This window comes from Nonomuraea rubra (assembly GCF_014207985.1).
Taxonomy (GTDB): Bacteria; Actinomycetota; Actinomycetes; order Streptosporangiales; family Streptosporangiaceae; genus Nonomuraea; species Nonomuraea rubra.
Genome location: NZ_JACHMI010000001.1, coordinates 2,960,622 through 2,976,358 on the forward strand (window position 1 = coordinate 2,960,622; position 15,737 = coordinate 2,976,358).

The following is a 15,737-nucleotide window of genomic DNA, read 5'->3' on the forward strand; positions in this document are numbered from 1 at the left end:
TTGCCGACCAGCTCGCGGGCCTCCAGCGCGGCGTGCGCCTCGGCGGCCCGCTCCAGCGGCACGACCAGGCCCACCGGGGTCGCCAGGCGGCCCGCCGCCGCCTCCTTCAGCGCCTGCTCGGCCAGGCGGGTGAACTCGTCGGGGGCGAACTGGACCTGCTCCATGCCGATCACCCGGACCTTGCGCCGCCCGGCCTCCGCTGGAGCGATGGTCGCCGTCGAACCGCTGGGCACTCCGTATGCGAAGAACCTTCCGCCGCTTGCGGTCCGCGCGAACGCCGCCGCGCCGACCTCGCCGCCGACCCCGTCGAACACAACCTCGAACGCCCCGGCGGCCGGTTCCGCCGGCTCCGCGTAGTCGGCGGCCTGCGCCGCTCCGGCCGCCAGGGCCGCCTCCCGTTTGGCCGGGCCGTGCGCCGCCGCCGTCACCAGGGCGCCCGCCGCGCTCGCGAGCCGTACCAGCGCGAGACCCAGCGCGCCACCGGCCCCCGTGACCAGCACCCGCGTACCCGGCCGCAGCTCGGCCGCCTCCACCAGGCTCAGCGCCGCCGGCCCGACCTGGACGAGCGCCGCGGCCTGCCACAGCGGTACCTCGTCCGGCACCGCGACGACCGTCTCCACGCCGGCCACGGCACGCTCGGCGTACGCTCCGCCGTTAGGGAGCAGCGCGGCCACCCGCCGCCCCGCCCACCCGCCCTCCACCCCGTCGCCGACCGAGACCACCCGCCCCGCCACGCCGGTGCCCGGCACGTACGGCGGCCGGGCGGGGAACCACTCGCGCCCCCACCCGGCACGCAGCTGCGCGTCGATGGACATCACGTCCACCACCGACACGGCGATCACGACCTGCCCCGGCCCCGCCTCGTGGCCGGGCGCCCGCCCGGCCACGAGCACCTCGGGACCGCCGAACCTCGTCACCTCGACAATCTTCATGCCGCCGAGTGTGGTACCTCAACTTCGGTTGAGGTCAACCTCCCAAGAGCCGCTGGGCCTGCTGGATGACCACGATCACGGTCAGCGTGCCGAAGAACGCCACCGACCACACCAGCGCCCCCAGCCGGTACGACCGCACCTTGATGGCCTCCGGCAGCGCCCGCCGGTTGAGAATGATCAGCAGGATCGAGTACACGAACATCATCACGGCCGCGAAGCACGCCGAGAACACCAGCAGGATCAGCGGCTGGTCCAGGCCCGCCAGCAGGATGACGGTGCCGATCAGCGCCATCGCCCACACCGTGTAGAAGTAGACCCGGTTCACCGAGACGGACCTGTCACGCATGTAGACCGTCTTGATGGTGTCGGAGGCCAGCCGCGAGGTGTAGTCGACGATGCCCATGGCCGAGGCGAACAGGGCCAGCGCCCCGATCACCCAGAACAGCAGGCCGAACCACGTGCCGACCGTGCTCTGCAGCACCTGCCCCTCGACCTCCAGGAAGGCGATGCTGTTCTCCAGCCCCGGCCGGCCGAACACCGTCGAGTGGGCCAGCATCGACATGAGCGCGATCGTCACGAACGACACCATGGCGAACGTCCACGCCTGCTCGATGTTGGCGAAGCGCCACCACTGCTTCCACCGCGCCAGGTTCTCCTTCGTCGGCGCGAACTGGAACCCGGTCGAGGAGACCGCCTCCTCGTGACCGGTGACGGGGCTGACCAGGCGCGGGACGTACAGGCCCATGCCGAAGCCCTTGTCGCGGATCCAGTTGCTCTGGCACAGGTTCTGGCCGCCGCCCGCGCCGGCGTACGCGATGGCGCCCATCAGCACCGCGAACTCCAGCGGCGGCACCGGGAACCTGGCCCCGACCGTCAGGCCCCTGCCCAGCTCCAGCCAGCTCTCCGCGTTGATCGCGAACAGGATCGCCACCACGATCAGCGTCGCCACGAGCGCGATCTTCACGAAGATGACCCGTTCGAGCAGGATGTAGATCACCGGTGCCATGGTCAGGCTGATCGCGATCAGCAGCAGCATGCCGATCGCGATCCACCGCACGGAGCCCTCGCCCGAGCCCGTCAGGTACGTGACCATGGTCGCGGACGTGGTCACCCAGCCCGGCCAGAGGTTCGAGCAGAGCGTCATGATCACGAAGACCAGGCCCCAGTGTTTCCACATGCGGCTGAAACCGGTCAGCGCGGTCTCGCCGGTGGCCAGGGTGTAACGCTCGATCTCCATGTTCAGGAACCACTGGGTGATGATGCCGATCGCGGCTCCCCAGATGAACACCAGGCCGACTTGCGAGGCGATGTACGGCCAGAGGATGAACTCGCCCGACGCCAGCCCGACACCGGCCCCGACCAGGCCAGGGCCGATGACCCGCCAGGTCGATCTGGGCGGCTCGGGAAGGTCGCGCACGGCGACGGCGGGTAGGACGCGCGCAGGAACGGTGGGGGTGAATTCCGCCATGCGGATCTCCTTGCTCGGCTTGCCTATCCGCCACATTACAGAGACCCGAAACAGGTGTGGAATACCTAGTTAATTACCACTACGTATTCGCCTCTTTCCGTGAATCCCGCCACACGCGCCCCAGCGGTCATGGCCCCGCCGAGCGCCTCCCGCACGGCCATCCGCCACGCCATCGCCTTCCCGGCGTCCTCCCGCCGCAACCGCTCGACATCGCGCGGCGTCCCCACGAGCAGCACCCGACGCCCGCCAGCGTCCCCGGTCAGAGGCCCGCGGCCGCCCGCCTCCCCGCTCAGAGGCCCGCGTTCGCGTGCCTCCGCTGTTACGGGGCCGCGGTCGTTCGCCTCCGCTGTCACGGGGCCGCCGTCATCGGCCTCCCGGACCAGCGGGTACGCCTCGCCCAGGTCCGCCTTCTCCTCTGCCTGCTTTCCGGTGACGCGCCACACCGCGAGCAGCCGGTCCGAGGCGTCGCCCTCGTTGATCGCGTCCGCCATCGCCCCGTAGAACTCCGTCAGGTACGCCTCCGGTCGCGCGCCCAGCTTGACCAGGTTGAAGTGGGCGTTACGCCGTACGAGCGGGTCGAACGTCCACGTGATCCGAGCCAGCCCCCGCTCGCGGCACCAGTCGCGCTGGTGCAGCTTCAGCGCGTACCCGACCCCCTTGCCGACGACGGCGCCGGTGACATGCGAGTGCAGCGCCTCGCCCGACGCCAGGAACCCCACGGACGCCCCCACCAATGCGTCCCCCGCGAACGCCCCGGCGACGTAGTTGCCCGTGTGCGCGAACCCGGCCATCAGCTCCACGGTCACCGGCACGTTCGCCGGCTCCGGATGCCAGATCTCGTCGAAGAGCCGGTAGACCTGCTCGAACTCGCCGATCTCCCGCAACTCCCTGATCACCACGCCGGCCCTGGCCGCCGCCTCCTCGTGCTCCATCGCTCCATTTACGCACGCGGATACAAGTCCTCCTCCTATGAGCTGCACGGATAGCTGTCTGTATCTGATCGATCACGAAGAGATACCTATGCTGCTCCTGGTCGCCATCACCTCACCGGCTGTAGTCATGGTGGGTGCGCCGTCCCATGCCGGGACGCCCGTTGACCAGGGAGGACATCATGTCGTTCGTGCTGACCGCCGCCCGCCGGCTGGCCGCGCTCGGACTGTGCGCCGCCGCGACCCTCGCAGGCCCGTTCGCGACGCTCCCCGCCCACGCCGCCGCCGGAGCGGACCTCTACATCACCGTCACCCCCCGCGATGGCGGCGCGTACTCGATGCACCTCACCTGCGACCCGGACGGGGGGCTGCACCCGTACCCAGGGGCGGCCTGCGACGCGCTCCGCTCGGTGGACGGGTACCTGCGCGACCTGGAGGTCGACCCGGGTCCGTGCCCGATGATCTGGGATCCGGTGGAGGTGGAGGCGCAGGGGCACTGGTACGGACGGCCGGAGTCGTACTACGAGGAGTTCCCGAACCGGTGCGTACTGGAACGAGAGCTGGGCCCGGTCGCCGGATGACCACCTGAACCATGCCGGCAACGCCTGCCCCTCGCGGCAGGCGTTGCCGCGCCGCCCGCCACCGCCCGTAATCGGCCGCGCCGCCCGCTGCAGCCCGCTGTCGCCCGCCACTGATCGCGCCGCCCGCCACCGATCGCGTCGCCTGCCGTCGTCCGCGCCGGCCGCGTCGCCTGCCACCGATCGCGCCGGCCGCCGTCGGCCGCGCCGGCCGCCGTCGGCCGCGCCGGCCCTCGAATGCGGTAAGCGCGCGGCGCCGCACCGATGTCCCCACGCCCTCCGCCCACTCGCTGATCACCCATGCTGCGTCACGCAGCCGTTGACCAGTCCAGCGCTCCTTCGCCCTATTGATGGCAATTCAGCCCATGCTCTTCGCGCCGTCCAGCGACTCGCGGATGATGTCGGCGTGCCCGGCGTGCTGGGACGTCTCGGCGATGAGCTGCATCACCACCCGCCGGGCCGACCGGCGCTCGCCGGGCTGGAACCACGGCGCGGCCGGCAGCGGGTGGGAGACGTCCAGGTCGGGCAGGGTGGCGATCACCTCATCGGTCCTGCGCGCCACCTCCTCGTACTCGGCCAGCACCCCGGCCAGCGTCTCACCGGGCAGCAGCCGGAACCCGTCCGTGAACTCGGCCACGTCGGCCTCGGTCATCTCGGTGAAGTCCTTCATGGCCGACGGCCCTTCCAGGATGAAGTCCACCCAGCCCCGCTCGACCTGCGCCACGTGCTTGATCAGACCGCCCAGGCACAGCTCGCTGGCGGTCGTCCGCAGCCCGGCCTGCTCGTCGGTGAGGTCGCGGGTGGTGAAGCGCAGGAAGTGCCGGCTCTGCGCCAGCGCCGCCAGCAGGTCGGCGCGCTCTCCGGTCACGTCGCTGGTGCTGTTCGTGCTCGGCGTGTTGACGGTCATGATCGCTGCCTTCCGTTGGGATGTTCGGCCGTTCGAGATCGGGAGGTGTTCCTGCCGCTCAACAACAGACTGACACCCATAGCGGCCACTTTCTGACCTGAATTGCGGAAGAATCGTGAACATGGCGAACACCAGCACCCGGACGCTACGGCTGCTGTCCCTGCTCCAGACCCACCGCTACTGGCCGGGCGCCGAGCTGGCCGAACGGCTCGGCGTCTCCGCCCGCACCCTGCGCAGGGACGTCGACCGGCTGCGCGAGCTGGGCTACCCCGTGCAGGCCCAGCGCGGCGTGGACGGCGGCTACCAGCTCGCCGCGGGCGCCGCGCTGCCGCCGCTGGTGATCGACGACGAGGAGGCGGTCGCCCTGGCCGTGGGCCTGCAGGCCGCCGCGCAGAACCCGGTGGAGGGCATCGCCGAGTCCTCGGTCCGGGTGCTGGCCAAGGTGGTGCAGGTGATGCCGGTCCGGCTCCGGCGCCGGATCGACGCGCTGCGCGCGATGACCGTCACCGCCGGCTGGGCGGACCAGGCCAGGGCGGGCGTCGACCCGGGCGTCCTCACCACGCTCGCGCTGGCCTGCCGCGACAACGAACGGCTCCGCTTCTCCTACACCGCCGCCGACGGCCGGCGCACCGCACGGCACACCGAGCCGCACCGGCTGGTCTCACTCGGCCGCCGCTGGTACCTGGTCGCCTACGACCTGGAACGGCACGACTGGCGCAGCTTCCGTGCCGACCGGCTGTCCGCACCCCACGGCACCGGCGCCCGCTTCCGCCCCCGCCCGCTCCCCACCGCCGACGCCGCCGAGTTCGTCCGCACCGGCCTGGACGCCCTGCCCCGCCCCTACCGGGTGGAGGCCCTGGTACAGGCCCCAGCCGGGGCGGTACGGGAACGGATCGGCAGGTGGAGCACCGTCGAGGAGATCGACGCGGGACAGTGCCGGGTACGGATGACCGTCGACTCCCTGGAGTGGCCCATCATGGCCTTGGGCGTACTCGACGCCGAGTTCCACGTCCTCAACCCACCCGAACTACGCGACCAACTCCGCACCTGGGGAGCCCGCTTCACCCGAGCGGTCCCACCAGAGGACGGCCCGAGTGGCCGGTGACCCATGAGTGGCCGGTGTCATGTGCACGATATTTCCGGACACGTCGAAGCCGTCGATGCGTGCTCCGGAAGACGTCGAGGGGGCGGCTCGAGTGATGTCGAGGCATCGGCTCGGATGGCGTCGAGGAGGTGGCCCCGGACGGCGTCGAGAGGCAGCTCGGGTGACGTCGAGGAGGTGGCCCCGGACGGCGTCGAGAGGCAGCTCGGGTGACGTTGAGGAGGTGGCCCAGATGACGTCAAGAGGCAGCTTGGATCACGTCGTGGGATGGCTTGGATGACGTCGAAGGGTGGCTCGGATGGACAGTGACAAAGGCATGACGTGGTCCGCACCCTCCTGGCCGAGCACGCCGCCGCACCCACGAACGTCATCGTGCTACGCACCCGAAAGGCGATCGACCGGTGGTGCGCCAGCTTGCCACGCGATCCGGACCCGCCCCGCGCGACATGACCACCTTCCCTACGCGCCGAGGCCGCCTTCCGAATGAGCTTCCGTCCGCCCTTACCGGACCGCCTCGATGAGTGCTCCCAGCAGGGCCGTGCGGCCCGGCATCTCGGCGACGATGGCGTGTTCGTGATCCGCGTGGGCCCCGCCGCCCACGGCGCCCAGCCCGTCGAGGGTCGGGCAGCCCACTCCGGCCGTGAAGTTGCCGTCGGAGGCGCCGCCTACCGAGGCCGAAGCCAGCGGTCCCAGGCCCAGCCCCGCCGCGAGCTCCTGGGCCAGGGTGAAGAGGGCGGCCGACATGGAGGCTTCCAGGGGCGGGCGGTTGGGGCCGCCGAGGATCTCCAGGCGGGTGCCCGGCACCGCGGGCCGCAGCGCGTGCATGGCCGCGTCCACCCGGGCCTGTTCCGCCACCTCCGCCACCCGCACGTCCACGCCCACCGAGGCGGCGGCCGGCACCGTGTTGAAGGAGGTGCCGCCCGACAGCACCGTCGGCGTGACCGTGGTGGCCCCCGCGCCCATGGCGGCGACGGACAGGATCTGGTGGGCGAGCTCGATGCCCGCGTTGGCGCCCTTCTCCGGCTCGAGCCCGGCGTGCGCGGCCTTGCCGTGCACGTTGACGGTGTAGTTGGAGGTGCCCTTGCGGGCGGTCTTCAGCGCCCCGCCGTCGGCGCTGGCCTCCATGACGAAGGCGGCGGCCAGCCCGCGGGCGGTCTCCTGGATCAGGGCGGAGGAGGTGAGCGATCCGATCTCCTCGTCGCCGGTGATCAGCAGCGTGACGCCGTCGAGCGAGTCGAGCCCCGCCAGCGCGTGGAACGTCTGCACCAGCCCCGCCTTCATGTCGAACACCCCCGGCCCCCGCGCCACTCCGTCCACCACGGACCACGGGTGGGTGGCGAGGGTGCCGATCGGCCAGACGGTGTCGTGGTGGCCGAGCAGCAGGACCCTGGGCGTGCCGAACGACCAGCGCAGGTGCGTGACGCCGTCGATCTCCAGGAACTCCGGCGCCGTGCCGAGATGGCGGGCGCCCATCGCGGCCACCACCTTCGCACTGCGGGCCACGGCTTCCAGGTCGCTGGAGAAGGACTCGCACAGGACCAGCTCCTCCAGGTCTTCGACCATGCGGGCGGCCTGGTGGGAGATGTTGTCGGTCGCGCTCATGACGGTCGTCCCCCGGGAAGAGTCGTCGGCCTGCTGTTCGAGCCCGGCGCTGTCAGGACGCCAGGTCCCGCCGGTGGCGGGACGCCGGGGCCGGCCGGTGGCGGGGCGGCGGGGGCCGGGGGTGTCACGAGAGGAGCTCGCCGAAGAGGCGGTGCACGTTGCCGCCGATGATCTGCATGACGTCCTTCTCCGGCAGCCCGCGCGCGAGCAGGCCCTCCGTGACCATGGGCAGCCCGCGCGGCCCCTCCAGGCCCGGGACCGCCTGCTTCGGGTCAACCCCTCTGGTGTGCAGGTCCTCGCAGCAGGGCGGCGTGAGGTCGTCCATCACCTCGCGGATGAAGTCGGGGCCGAGGCCCACGTGGTCGATGCCGGCGACCGACACGATGTGCTCGATGTGGTCGAGCAGGCGGTCGAGCGTCATGTCCTCCTCGCGCTCGGCGAGGAACGGGGCGAAGAAGTTGACGCAGATGACGCCACCGGTGGCGGCGACGGCCCTGAGCTGGTCGTCGGTGAGGTTGCGGTGGTGGTCGCGGAGGGCGCGGGCGGAGGAGTGGGTGGCGATGACCGGTCTGGTGGCCAGCTCCAGGACGTGGGCGACCCCCGAGGCGCCGAGGTGGGAGACGTCGAAGACGATGCCAAGGCGCTCCATCTCCTGCACGGCCGCGACGCCGGCGGAGGTCAGGCCGCTGCCCGTCGCGTCCTCGCCGCTGCCGTCTGCCAGCGGCGTGCGGCCGAAGTGCGCGATGGACGCCACCCGGACGCCCAGCCGGTGCATGGTCGGGATCAGCTCGACGCTGGCGTCGAGGCCGGGCATGCTCTCCATCGCGAGCACGAGGGCGATCTTGCCGTCGTCGAGCGTCCGGTCGATGTCGGAGGCGTCGAGGCAGAGGCGTACGTGGTCGGGGTTGCCCTCCGCCAGCACGTGAGCGCACTCGATCATGCGCAGGGTCTGCCGCAGCGCGCCCTCGGGGAGATACTGGTCGTCGATGAAGACGGGCAGCACCTGCAGATCGACCCCGCCGTCGAGGAGCTGGGGCAGCCATCTCTCCCGGAAGAACGAGGCCCACTGGTGCGGCGGCCTGGCGGAGACCGCCATCAGCAGGTCGTTGTGAGTGTCGGCCACGACAGCGCGCTGGTGCAGGGGAAGCGTCATGGCAGGACGGTATCGCGAGGCTGGGACCTGCTCCAATGCGTCCCAGGTTCGATTTTTTGGATCATCTGTACGACCTGGGTTTGACGAACCGGCCGCCCGCCCAGACCCGCTGCCTACCTACGCGGGCCGGCAGCCCACCTGCGCGACCTGCCCACCTGCGCGACCCGCCCACCTGCGCGACCCGCCCACCTACGTGGGCCCGGCCGTCCGGTAAGCCGGTCGCGGCGGCCGGGCCGTGAGCCTGCGGTACAGCGTCGTCGTCCCAGGCCAGTTGTTCGTGACCCGCCCCGACGCGGTCTTGTACCAGCTCTGACACCCCGCCCCCCACACCATCCGCCCCATGGCCGCGTCGAGCTGCCTGCGCCACGCCGCCATCACCTCGTCCCGCACCTCGATGGGCCCGCTCCCGCCCAAGTACGGCAGGCAGTTCATCACATGCCCCACCTGGCACTCGATCATGAACACGATCGAGTTGTGCCCAAGGTTGGTGTTCGGCCCGTACAGCATGAACATGTTCGGGAACCCGGGCACCGAGATCCCCAGATAAGCCTCGGCCCCGCCCGCCCACCGCTCCGCCAGCGCCCGCCCCTCGCGCCCCACCACCTCCATCGGAACGAGGAACTCGGTGCTCTTGAAGCCGGTGGCGTACACGATCGTGTCCACCTCGTACGGCCCCTCGGTGGTCTCGATGCCCTTCGGCGTGACCCGTACGATCTTGTCGGTGACGAGCGACACGTCCGGCCTGGTCAGCGCCGGATAGAAGCTGCTGTCGATGACCACCCGCTTGCACCCGGGCGGGTAGTCGGGCGTCAGCCTGGCCCGCAGGCCGGGGTCGGGCACCTGGTCGCGCAGGTGCCGCAGCGCCCGCTGCTTGAGCAGCCCGGCGCTCCACCCCTGGGAGAGCGCGGGGTAGAGGGTGCCTTCCGCGTACCGGTAGATCCACTCGCGGTAGGCCCGCTGGAGCCCGGGGACGAAGTGGAAGGCGAGCCGCGTCACGGGGCCGAACGTGGCGTCGGGCTTCGGGATCACCCAGTTGGGTGTGCGCTGGAAGACGTACAGGTGCTCGGCGCGCTCCGCGACGCGGGGGATGAGCTGGGCCGCGGACGATCCGTTCCCGATCACGGCGACGCGCCGGCCGGTCAGGTCGTGCTCGTGGTTCCAGCGGGCGGAATGGAACGAGACCCCTTCGAACTCGGCCATGCCGGGAATGTCCGGCAGTCGGGGCCGGTTGAGCTGCCCCACCCCCATGACGAGCACGTCGAACGCCTCCGTGCCGCCAGGCGTGGTGACCTGCCATTTCGCGCCGTCGAAAACGGCCCGCCGCACCTCCGTACCGAAGCGGATCTTCTCCCTGACGTGGTATTTATCGGCGCAATGTTCGAGATATTCGAGAATTTCGGGCTGCTCGGGGTAGCGGCGGGTCCAGCTCGCATACTTCTCGAAGGAGTACGAGTACAGATGCGAGGGAATGTCGCACCCCGCCCCTGGATAGCTGTTGTCGCGCCAGGTGCCGCCGACATCCCCGGCCTTCTCGAAGACCGTGTACGAGCGAATCCCCGCCCGTTCGAGCTGGATCGCCATGCACAGCCCGCCGAAACCCGCTCCGACGATCGCGACGCTTGGTGCCATGCCGCCCTCCGAACGCAAGTCAGGATCCACTTACATTACGCCGAACCCCGTTCTGAAGACACCCCTCGCCGCGCCCGCCGCGAGGCGCCCCGCGGGCCGGTAGTCTGCGCAGGTGGCTGCTGTGACGTTGACTGACGTGATCGAGGTGCTCGAGGCGGCCTACCCGCCCGCCCGGGCCGAGTCGTGGGACGCGGTGGGGCTGGTGAGCGGCGACCCGGCCCAGCAGGTGCGCCGGGTGCTGTTCGCGGTCGACCCCGTCGCCGCCGTGGCCGAGGAGGCGCTCGACTGGGGCGCCGACCTGATCGTCACCCACCACCCCCTCTACCTGCGCGGCACCACCTCCGTGGCCACGACCACGCCCAAGGGCAGGCTCGTCCACACCCTGATCAAGAACGACATCGCCCTCTACACCGCCCACACCAACGCCGACGTCGCGAACCCGGGCGTTTCCGACGCCCTGGCCAGGGCCGTCGGGCTGGCCGGCGACCTGGTGCCGCTGCAGCCGTTCCCCGACGACCCGTGGCGCGGGCTGGGCCGCATCGGGGAGCTGCCGGAGAAGACGACGCTGGGGGAGTTCGCGCGGCAGGCGGCCGAAGGGCTGCCGCGCACGTCGTGGGGGATCCGCGTGGCGGGCGACCTGTCCCGCCCGGTCCTGCGCGTGGCCGTCAGCGGCGGCGCGGGCGACTCGCTCCTCGGTACGGCCGCCGCCGCGGGCGTCGACGTGTTCCTCACAGCGGACCTGCGGCATCATCCTGCCAGCGAGTTCGTGGAGTCGGGCGGGCCCGCGCTGATCGACGCCGCGCACTGGGCCACCGAGTGGCCGTGGCTCGACAGCGCGGCGTCCATCCTGCGCGAGAGTGGCGTTACCGTTGAAACACGTGTCTCCGCCACGGTCACCGATGCTTGGACAAGAGGATATTGATCATGAAAGCAGCCCCTGAAGCACAGAAGCGACTGCTCGACCTGGCAGAGCTCGACTCCGTGATTGACCGGCTGGCGCACCGCCGCCGCACCCTGCCCGAGCTGGCCGAGATCGACGAGCGCTCCAAGTCGTTCGCCAGGCTCGCCACCCAGGTGATCGAGGCCGAGACCGAGGCCGGCGACCTCGCCCGCGAGCAGACCAAGGCCGAGAACGACGTCGACGCCGTGCGCACCCGCGCCGACCGCGACCAGAAGCGGCTCGACTCCGGAGCCGTGACCTCGCCGCGCGACCTGGCGAGCCTGCAGTCCGAGATCGCCTCGCTGCACAGGCGGCAGGGCGACCTGGAGGAGGTCGTGCTGGAGATCATGGAGCGCAGGGAGGCCGCCGACACCAAGGTCACCGACCTGGCGGCCAAGCGCGACGAGGAGCGCGCCACGCTCTCCGCGGCGGAGGACCGCCGCGACGCCGCGCTGAACGAGATCGAGAAGGAGGCGGCCGAGGTGCAGGGCCGCCGCGCGGGCGTCGTCGGCGACATCCCCGCCGACCTGCTCAAGCTCTACGAGAAGCTCAGGGAGCAGTACGGCGTGGGCGCCGCCATGCTGCACGGTGGCCGGTGCCAGGGCTGCAAGGTGGCCCTGTCCATCGCCGAGATGAACCGCATCAAGGCCGCCCCCCACGACGAGGTGCTCCGGTGCGAGGAGTGCCGCCGCATCCTCGTACGCACCGCAGAGTCCGGCCTGTGACCTCGCCTGTGACCTCGCCTGTGACCTCGCCTGTGACCTCGCCTGTGACCTCGCCTGTGACCTCGTACGTCATCGAGGCCGACGGCGGCTCGCGCGGCAACCCGGGTCCGGCCGGGTACGGCGCGGTCGTCAAGGACGCCTCCGACGGCCAGGTGCTGGCGGAGGCGGCCGAGGCGATCGGCGTGGCGACCAACAACGTCGCCGAGTACCGCGGCCTGATCGCCGGCCTGCGGGCCGTGCTCGACCTGGGCGGCGACGGGGCACGGGTGGCCGTGCGGATGGACTCGAAGCTGGTCGTCGAGCAGATGGCGGGCCGCTGGAAGATCAAGAACGAGGGCCTGCGCCCGCTGGCGGCCGAGGCCGGCACCCTGGTCAGGCGGCTGCGAGTGACGGAGTGGACCTGGATCCCCCGCGAACGCAACTCCCACGCCGACCGCCTCGCCAACGAGGCCATGGACGCCGCCGCCAAGGGCCTGACCTGGAAGGCGGGCGGCACGACCGGCGGCGACACCCCGGCCCCCGGTACGCCCGCTCCCGGCGCTGCTGCTTCCGGCGCTGCCGCTCCCGCTGCCGGTTCCGGCGCGCGGGCCTCAGGGACCGGAGCCGCACGCCCCGCGCCGACCTCAGGCCGCCAGACGGACCTCCTCGACGCGGGCGACATCTCCGAACTGTCCGCCCCCACCGCCTCCGTGGCCACCGCCCAGGCCAGGTCCACGGGCACGGCCAAGGGCACCGGCTGGGCCCCGCCCACCCGCGTCGCCACCTCCCTGCTCCTCCTCAGGCACGGCGAGACCGAGCTGTCGCTCGAACGCAGGTTCTCCGGCCTGGGAGATGCCGAGCTCACCGCGAACGGCCTGGCCCAGGCCTCGGCGGCGGCCGCACGGCTGTCGCGCGACCCGTACCGGCTGGACGTGGTCGTCACCTCCCCGCTCAAGCGGGCCAGGCAGACCGCGCAGGCGGTCGCCGACCAGGCGGGCGTCGAGGTCGAGGTGCTCGAAGAGCTCAGGGAGGCGGATTTCGGCGACTGGGAGGGGCACACGTTCACGGAGGTCCAGCGCCGCTGGCCCGCCGAGCTGACCGCCTGGCTGGCGGACCCCGACATGGCCCCGCCGGGCGGCGAGAGCTTCGCCGAGACCGCCCGCCGCGTGGAGGCGGCCAGGGAGCGGCTGGTGGAGCGGTACGAGGGCAGGACGGTCCTGGCCGTCTCGCACGTCACGCCGATCAAGCTGCTCCTCAGAGACGCCCTGCTGGCGCCGCTGCAGGCCCTGTACCGCATGCATCTCGACCTGGCGTGCCTGTCGCTGATCGAGTACTACGCCGACGGCCCGGCCGTCGTGAAGTCGTTCAACGACACCTCGCACCTGCGCTGAGCGGAGCCGTGCCGGGCGCCACCAGAGACACACCCGGCACGACCGCCGCGTCGCCACCGCCCCCCTCAGGCGATGACCCCGCCATTCCAGCGAATCGATCTTGTCGTTGAGTTGGGAACGGCTTGAGATTTGATACAGTCCACCAGACGAGTCGGCCGGGCGACCGCGTCGGGCCTCATCAGGCCCGCCGAGGAAGGTCCGGGCTCCACAGGGCAGGGTGGTCGGTAACGCCGACCCGGGGTGACCCGCGGGACAGTGCCACAGAAAGCAGACCGCCTCCCGGCCTGGCCGGGGGGTAAGGGTGAAAGGGTGGTGTAAGAGACCACCAGCGCCCACGGTGACGTGGGCGGCTAGGTAAACCCCACCCGGAGCAAGGTCAAGAAGGGACGCTCCCAGGAGCGTTCCGCGCGCGACGTTCGAGGGCTGCCCGCCCGAGCCGCGCGGGTAGACCGCTCGAGGCCGCCGGCAACGGCGGTCCTAGATGGATGGTCGCCCCTTCGTACGAAGGACAGAACCCGGCCTACAGGCCGACTCGTCACCCCATCACCTTTCGGGGCGAGGCCGCTGAGCGCTGGTGTGTCCAGTCGCCGGCCGGCCGATCGATGTTGGCATCAACGCGGAACTTTCCCTGGCAGAAGACCTTTCCGGAAGTGCTGCCGACGCGGCCGTGATCTTCCCGTTCGCCGAGGCAGGGCTAGGGCTTTCTGTGGCTGAGGCCGACGATGGTGAGCGCCAGCCCGGCCACCGCCACGAAGGAGGCTCCGGCCGCTGCTCCGGCGGCCATCAGCTCGGCCTTGGTGTCCACGAGAACCAGGATCGCCACGAACAAGGCCACGATGGCCGCTACGCCGAGGGCGAGCGTCACATGCCAGCGACTGTCCATCCCGCCTACCTCCGTTGGGGAGCACGCCGTTTCGAGTGACGTGTCTGCGAAGCTTGCTCGACCCGCGCAACGGATGTGAGGGCGAGCGGGTGTGAATAACGTCCGCTTGCTACTGACCGGTACGCCGTCAGTTTACGGCCCCTGACCAGGGCGATCGAGGTTATTGACGTTCGAGCCAGCGTGTCTTGGCAAATGCTGCCTCACCGGTGCCGGGAAGGGGCCGCCGCACCGGGAGAATCGTCGCTTGCGCCTCTCGGATGGTTACGGGCAGTGTATCGGTATGGACGCCCTGGCCTTGGCGGGCATCGTGGTCGGGATCTGCATCGGCGTGCCCCAGATCTATCTCGCGCGCAAACAGCTTCACTTAGCCCGGGAACAGTTCCGCCTGGTCGAGGACGAGCGCCGCGCGCGTGACGCGCAGAAGACCGAGCAGGAGGGGCAGCGGGAGACGGCGCCGCCACCGCCGGGGCCCGTGCCCACGCCGGCCGAACCGCAGAGCGGGCCCGTCAGCCAGGATCCGCCTCCTCCGCGGCCCGCGGTGACCGCCGCCGCGGAACCCGGGAACGCCGCGCCCTACGCCGCCCTCGGCGCGCAGGTGATAACGACCTTCACCCTGGTGAGGTGCGTCTTCGACCTCGAGGGTTACATGAATTCGTGGCCGACGACTCCGCGTGAGGAGTGGTCGAGCACCCTGTGGGGGACGATCGGCCTGCAACTCATCGTGAGCGTCGTGGCGGGCGTCTCGGCGTTCAAATGGTTCGAGATCAGGCAGCGGGCCTTCTGGGACCGCGGACGCGAGCTGCTGTATCTGCTGATCGCCGTGATCGGCCCGCTGCTGAGCCTGGCCGTCGTGATCGTTCGCCGCGACGTGTTGTTCTAGCCCGGTTTCCTGGCGTACCCCAGAACGTGCGTCAACCGCGGAGCCCCCGGCTGCGGCGCGAAGCCGAACCGCTCAGCCTCCACCACCTCGAACCCCGCCCGCCTGATCGCCCCCAGCGTGTCCCGGTTCGGCCGGCAGTCGCCCGCGAACCGCCGCCACAACGGCGTCACGACGTCCGCCAGCAGGCCGAACGCCGGGTTGGCCGGCCGTACGTGCTCGTAGAACCGCAGTTGCCCGCCGGGCCTGAGCACCCGGACGGCCTCCGCCAGGGCCCGCGGCTGCGACGGCACCGAGCACAGCACCAGCGACATCACCACGACGTCGAACGTGCCGTCGTCGGCGGGCAGCTCCTCGGCATGCCCGGGCACGACCGACACCGGCACCGGCGCCGACTGCGCCTGCGTCGCGGCGAGCCGGCGCAGGGTGTCCTCCGGCTCCACGGCCACGACCCGCGTGACAGCCGGCGGGTAGTGGGCGAAGTTGCGGCCGTTGCCGGCCCCGACCTCGATCACCCTCCCCTCGGCCCCGGCCAGCAGCCTGCGCCGGTGCTCGTACGCGCCCCGCCGGTCCACGAGCTCGGCCACCCGCGCGTACGCCTGGGCGAACCGCGGATGCTGAAAATCGGCCTGTCGCGCCATC

Annotated in this window: 14 protein-coding genes, 1 other RNA gene and 1 pseudogene; 7 read left to right on the plus strand and 9 right to left on the minus strand. The window is 71.2% G+C overall.

The window, feature by feature from the left end:
- Window positions 1–5 precede the first annotated feature (5 nt).
- The 3 genes and pseudogenes from HD593_RS65100 to HD593_RS13480 all read right to left on the minus strand — a co-directional run.
- Window positions 6–932: pseudogene (locus HD593_RS65100) on the minus strand (zinc-binding dehydrogenase); the annotation flags it as partial.
- 34 nt (window positions 933–966) lie between these two features.
- Window positions 967–2,400, minus strand: coding sequence for an Nramp family divalent metal transporter (locus HD593_RS13475; protein ID WP_185102500.1), 1,434 nt, complete (start codon window positions 2,398–2,400; stop codon window positions 967–969).
- A 65-nt stretch (window positions 2,401–2,465) separates the two neighbouring features.
- The gene (locus tag HD593_RS13480) at window positions 2,466–3,332 is read right to left on the minus strand and encodes a GNAT family N-acetyltransferase (protein WP_185102501.1); all 867 of its coding nucleotides are present in this window, start codon (window positions 3,330–3,332) and stop codon (window positions 2,466–2,468) included.
- Window positions 3,333–3,511: 179 nt separating this feature from the next.
- Between HD593_RS13480 and HD593_RS13485 the strand changes: the two genes are divergently transcribed.
- A complete protein-coding gene (locus HD593_RS13485; RefSeq protein WP_185102502.1) occupies window positions 3,512–3,910 on the plus strand; it encodes an SSI family serine proteinase inhibitor in 399 nt (132 codons plus the stop codon).
- Between the two features lie 355 nt (window positions 3,911–4,265).
- Here the strand turns inward: HD593_RS13485 and HD593_RS13490 are convergent, their stop codons facing one another.
- A complete protein-coding gene (locus tag HD593_RS13490; protein WP_185102503.1) occupies window positions 4,266–4,814 on the minus strand; it encodes a DinB family protein in 549 nt (182 codons plus the stop codon).
- A 121-nt stretch (window positions 4,815–4,935) separates the two neighbouring features.
- Between HD593_RS13490 and HD593_RS13495 the strand changes: the two genes are divergently transcribed.
- Window positions 4,936–5,919, plus strand: coding sequence for a helix-turn-helix transcriptional regulator (locus tag HD593_RS13495; RefSeq protein WP_185102504.1), 984 nt, complete (start codon window positions 4,936–4,938; stop codon window positions 5,917–5,919).
- Between the two features lie 498 nt (window positions 5,920–6,417).
- Here the strand turns inward: HD593_RS13495 and HD593_RS13500 are convergent, their stop codons facing one another.
- The 3 genes from HD593_RS13500 to HD593_RS13510 all read right to left on the minus strand — a co-directional run bounded on the left by HD593_RS13500 (window position 6,418) and on the right by HD593_RS13510 (window position 10,300).
- Window positions 6,418–7,518 (minus strand): M20 family metallopeptidase, encoded by a 1,101-nt coding sequence (locus HD593_RS13500; RefSeq protein ID WP_246546503.1) that lies wholly within the window; start codon window positions 7,516–7,518, stop codon window positions 6,418–6,420.
- Between the two features lie 124 nt (window positions 7,519–7,642).
- Complete coding sequence (locus tag HD593_RS13505; RefSeq protein ID WP_185102505.1) at window positions 7,643–8,671, minus strand: dipeptidase; 1,029 nt, start codon at window positions 8,669–8,671, stop codon at window positions 7,643–7,645.
- 189 nt (window positions 8,672–8,860) lie between these two features.
- Window positions 8,861–10,300 (minus strand): flavin-containing monooxygenase, encoded by a 1,440-nt coding sequence (locus tag HD593_RS13510; protein ID WP_185102506.1) that lies wholly within the window; start codon window positions 10,298–10,300, stop codon window positions 8,861–8,863.
- Between the two features lie 121 nt (window positions 10,301–10,421).
- On the opposite strand from HD593_RS13510, the gene HD593_RS13515 reads away from it, so the two are divergent.
- From HD593_RS13515 to rnpB, 4 genes are all read left to right on the plus strand, one after another.
- A complete protein-coding gene (locus tag HD593_RS13515; protein WP_185102507.1) occupies window positions 10,422–11,222 on the plus strand; it encodes a Nif3-like dinuclear metal center hexameric protein in 801 nt (266 codons plus the stop codon).
- Between the two features lie 2 nt (window positions 11,223–11,224).
- Window positions 11,225–11,965: a zinc ribbon domain-containing protein gene (locus HD593_RS13520; protein WP_185102508.1), complete on the plus strand. Its 741-nt coding sequence runs from the start codon at window positions 11,225–11,227 to the stop codon at window positions 11,963–11,965.
- Between the two features lie 44 nt (window positions 11,966–12,009).
- Complete coding sequence (locus HD593_RS13525; protein ID WP_221526835.1) at window positions 12,010–13,335, plus strand: bifunctional RNase H/acid phosphatase; 1,326 nt, start codon at window positions 12,010–12,012, stop codon at window positions 13,333–13,335.
- Window positions 13,336–13,482: 147 nt separating this feature from the next.
- An RNA gene (gene rnpB / locus HD593_RS13530) (RNase P RNA component class A) lies at window positions 13,483–13,874 on the plus strand.
- Between the two features lie 155 nt (window positions 13,875–14,029).
- Here rnpB and HD593_RS13535 read toward each other — a convergent pair.
- Entirely contained in the window at window positions 14,030–14,218 is a 189-nt protein-coding gene (locus HD593_RS13535; protein ID WP_185102509.1) for a hypothetical protein, read from the minus strand.
- Window positions 14,219–14,498: 280 nt separating this feature from the next.
- On the opposite strand from HD593_RS13535, the gene HD593_RS13540 reads away from it, so the two are divergent.
- A complete protein-coding gene (locus tag HD593_RS13540) occupies window positions 14,499–15,098 on the plus strand; it encodes a hypothetical protein (RefSeq protein ID WP_185102510.1) in 600 nt (199 codons plus the stop codon).
- Here the strand turns inward: HD593_RS13540 and HD593_RS13545 are convergent.
- On the minus strand, window positions 15,095–15,736 hold the full coding sequence (locus tag HD593_RS13545) for a class I SAM-dependent methyltransferase (RefSeq protein ID WP_185102511.1): 642 nt from the start codon (window positions 15,734–15,736) through the stop codon (window positions 15,095–15,097). The genes HD593_RS13540 and HD593_RS13545 overlap by 4 nt on opposite strands.
- Window position 15,737: the final 1 nt, after the last annotated feature.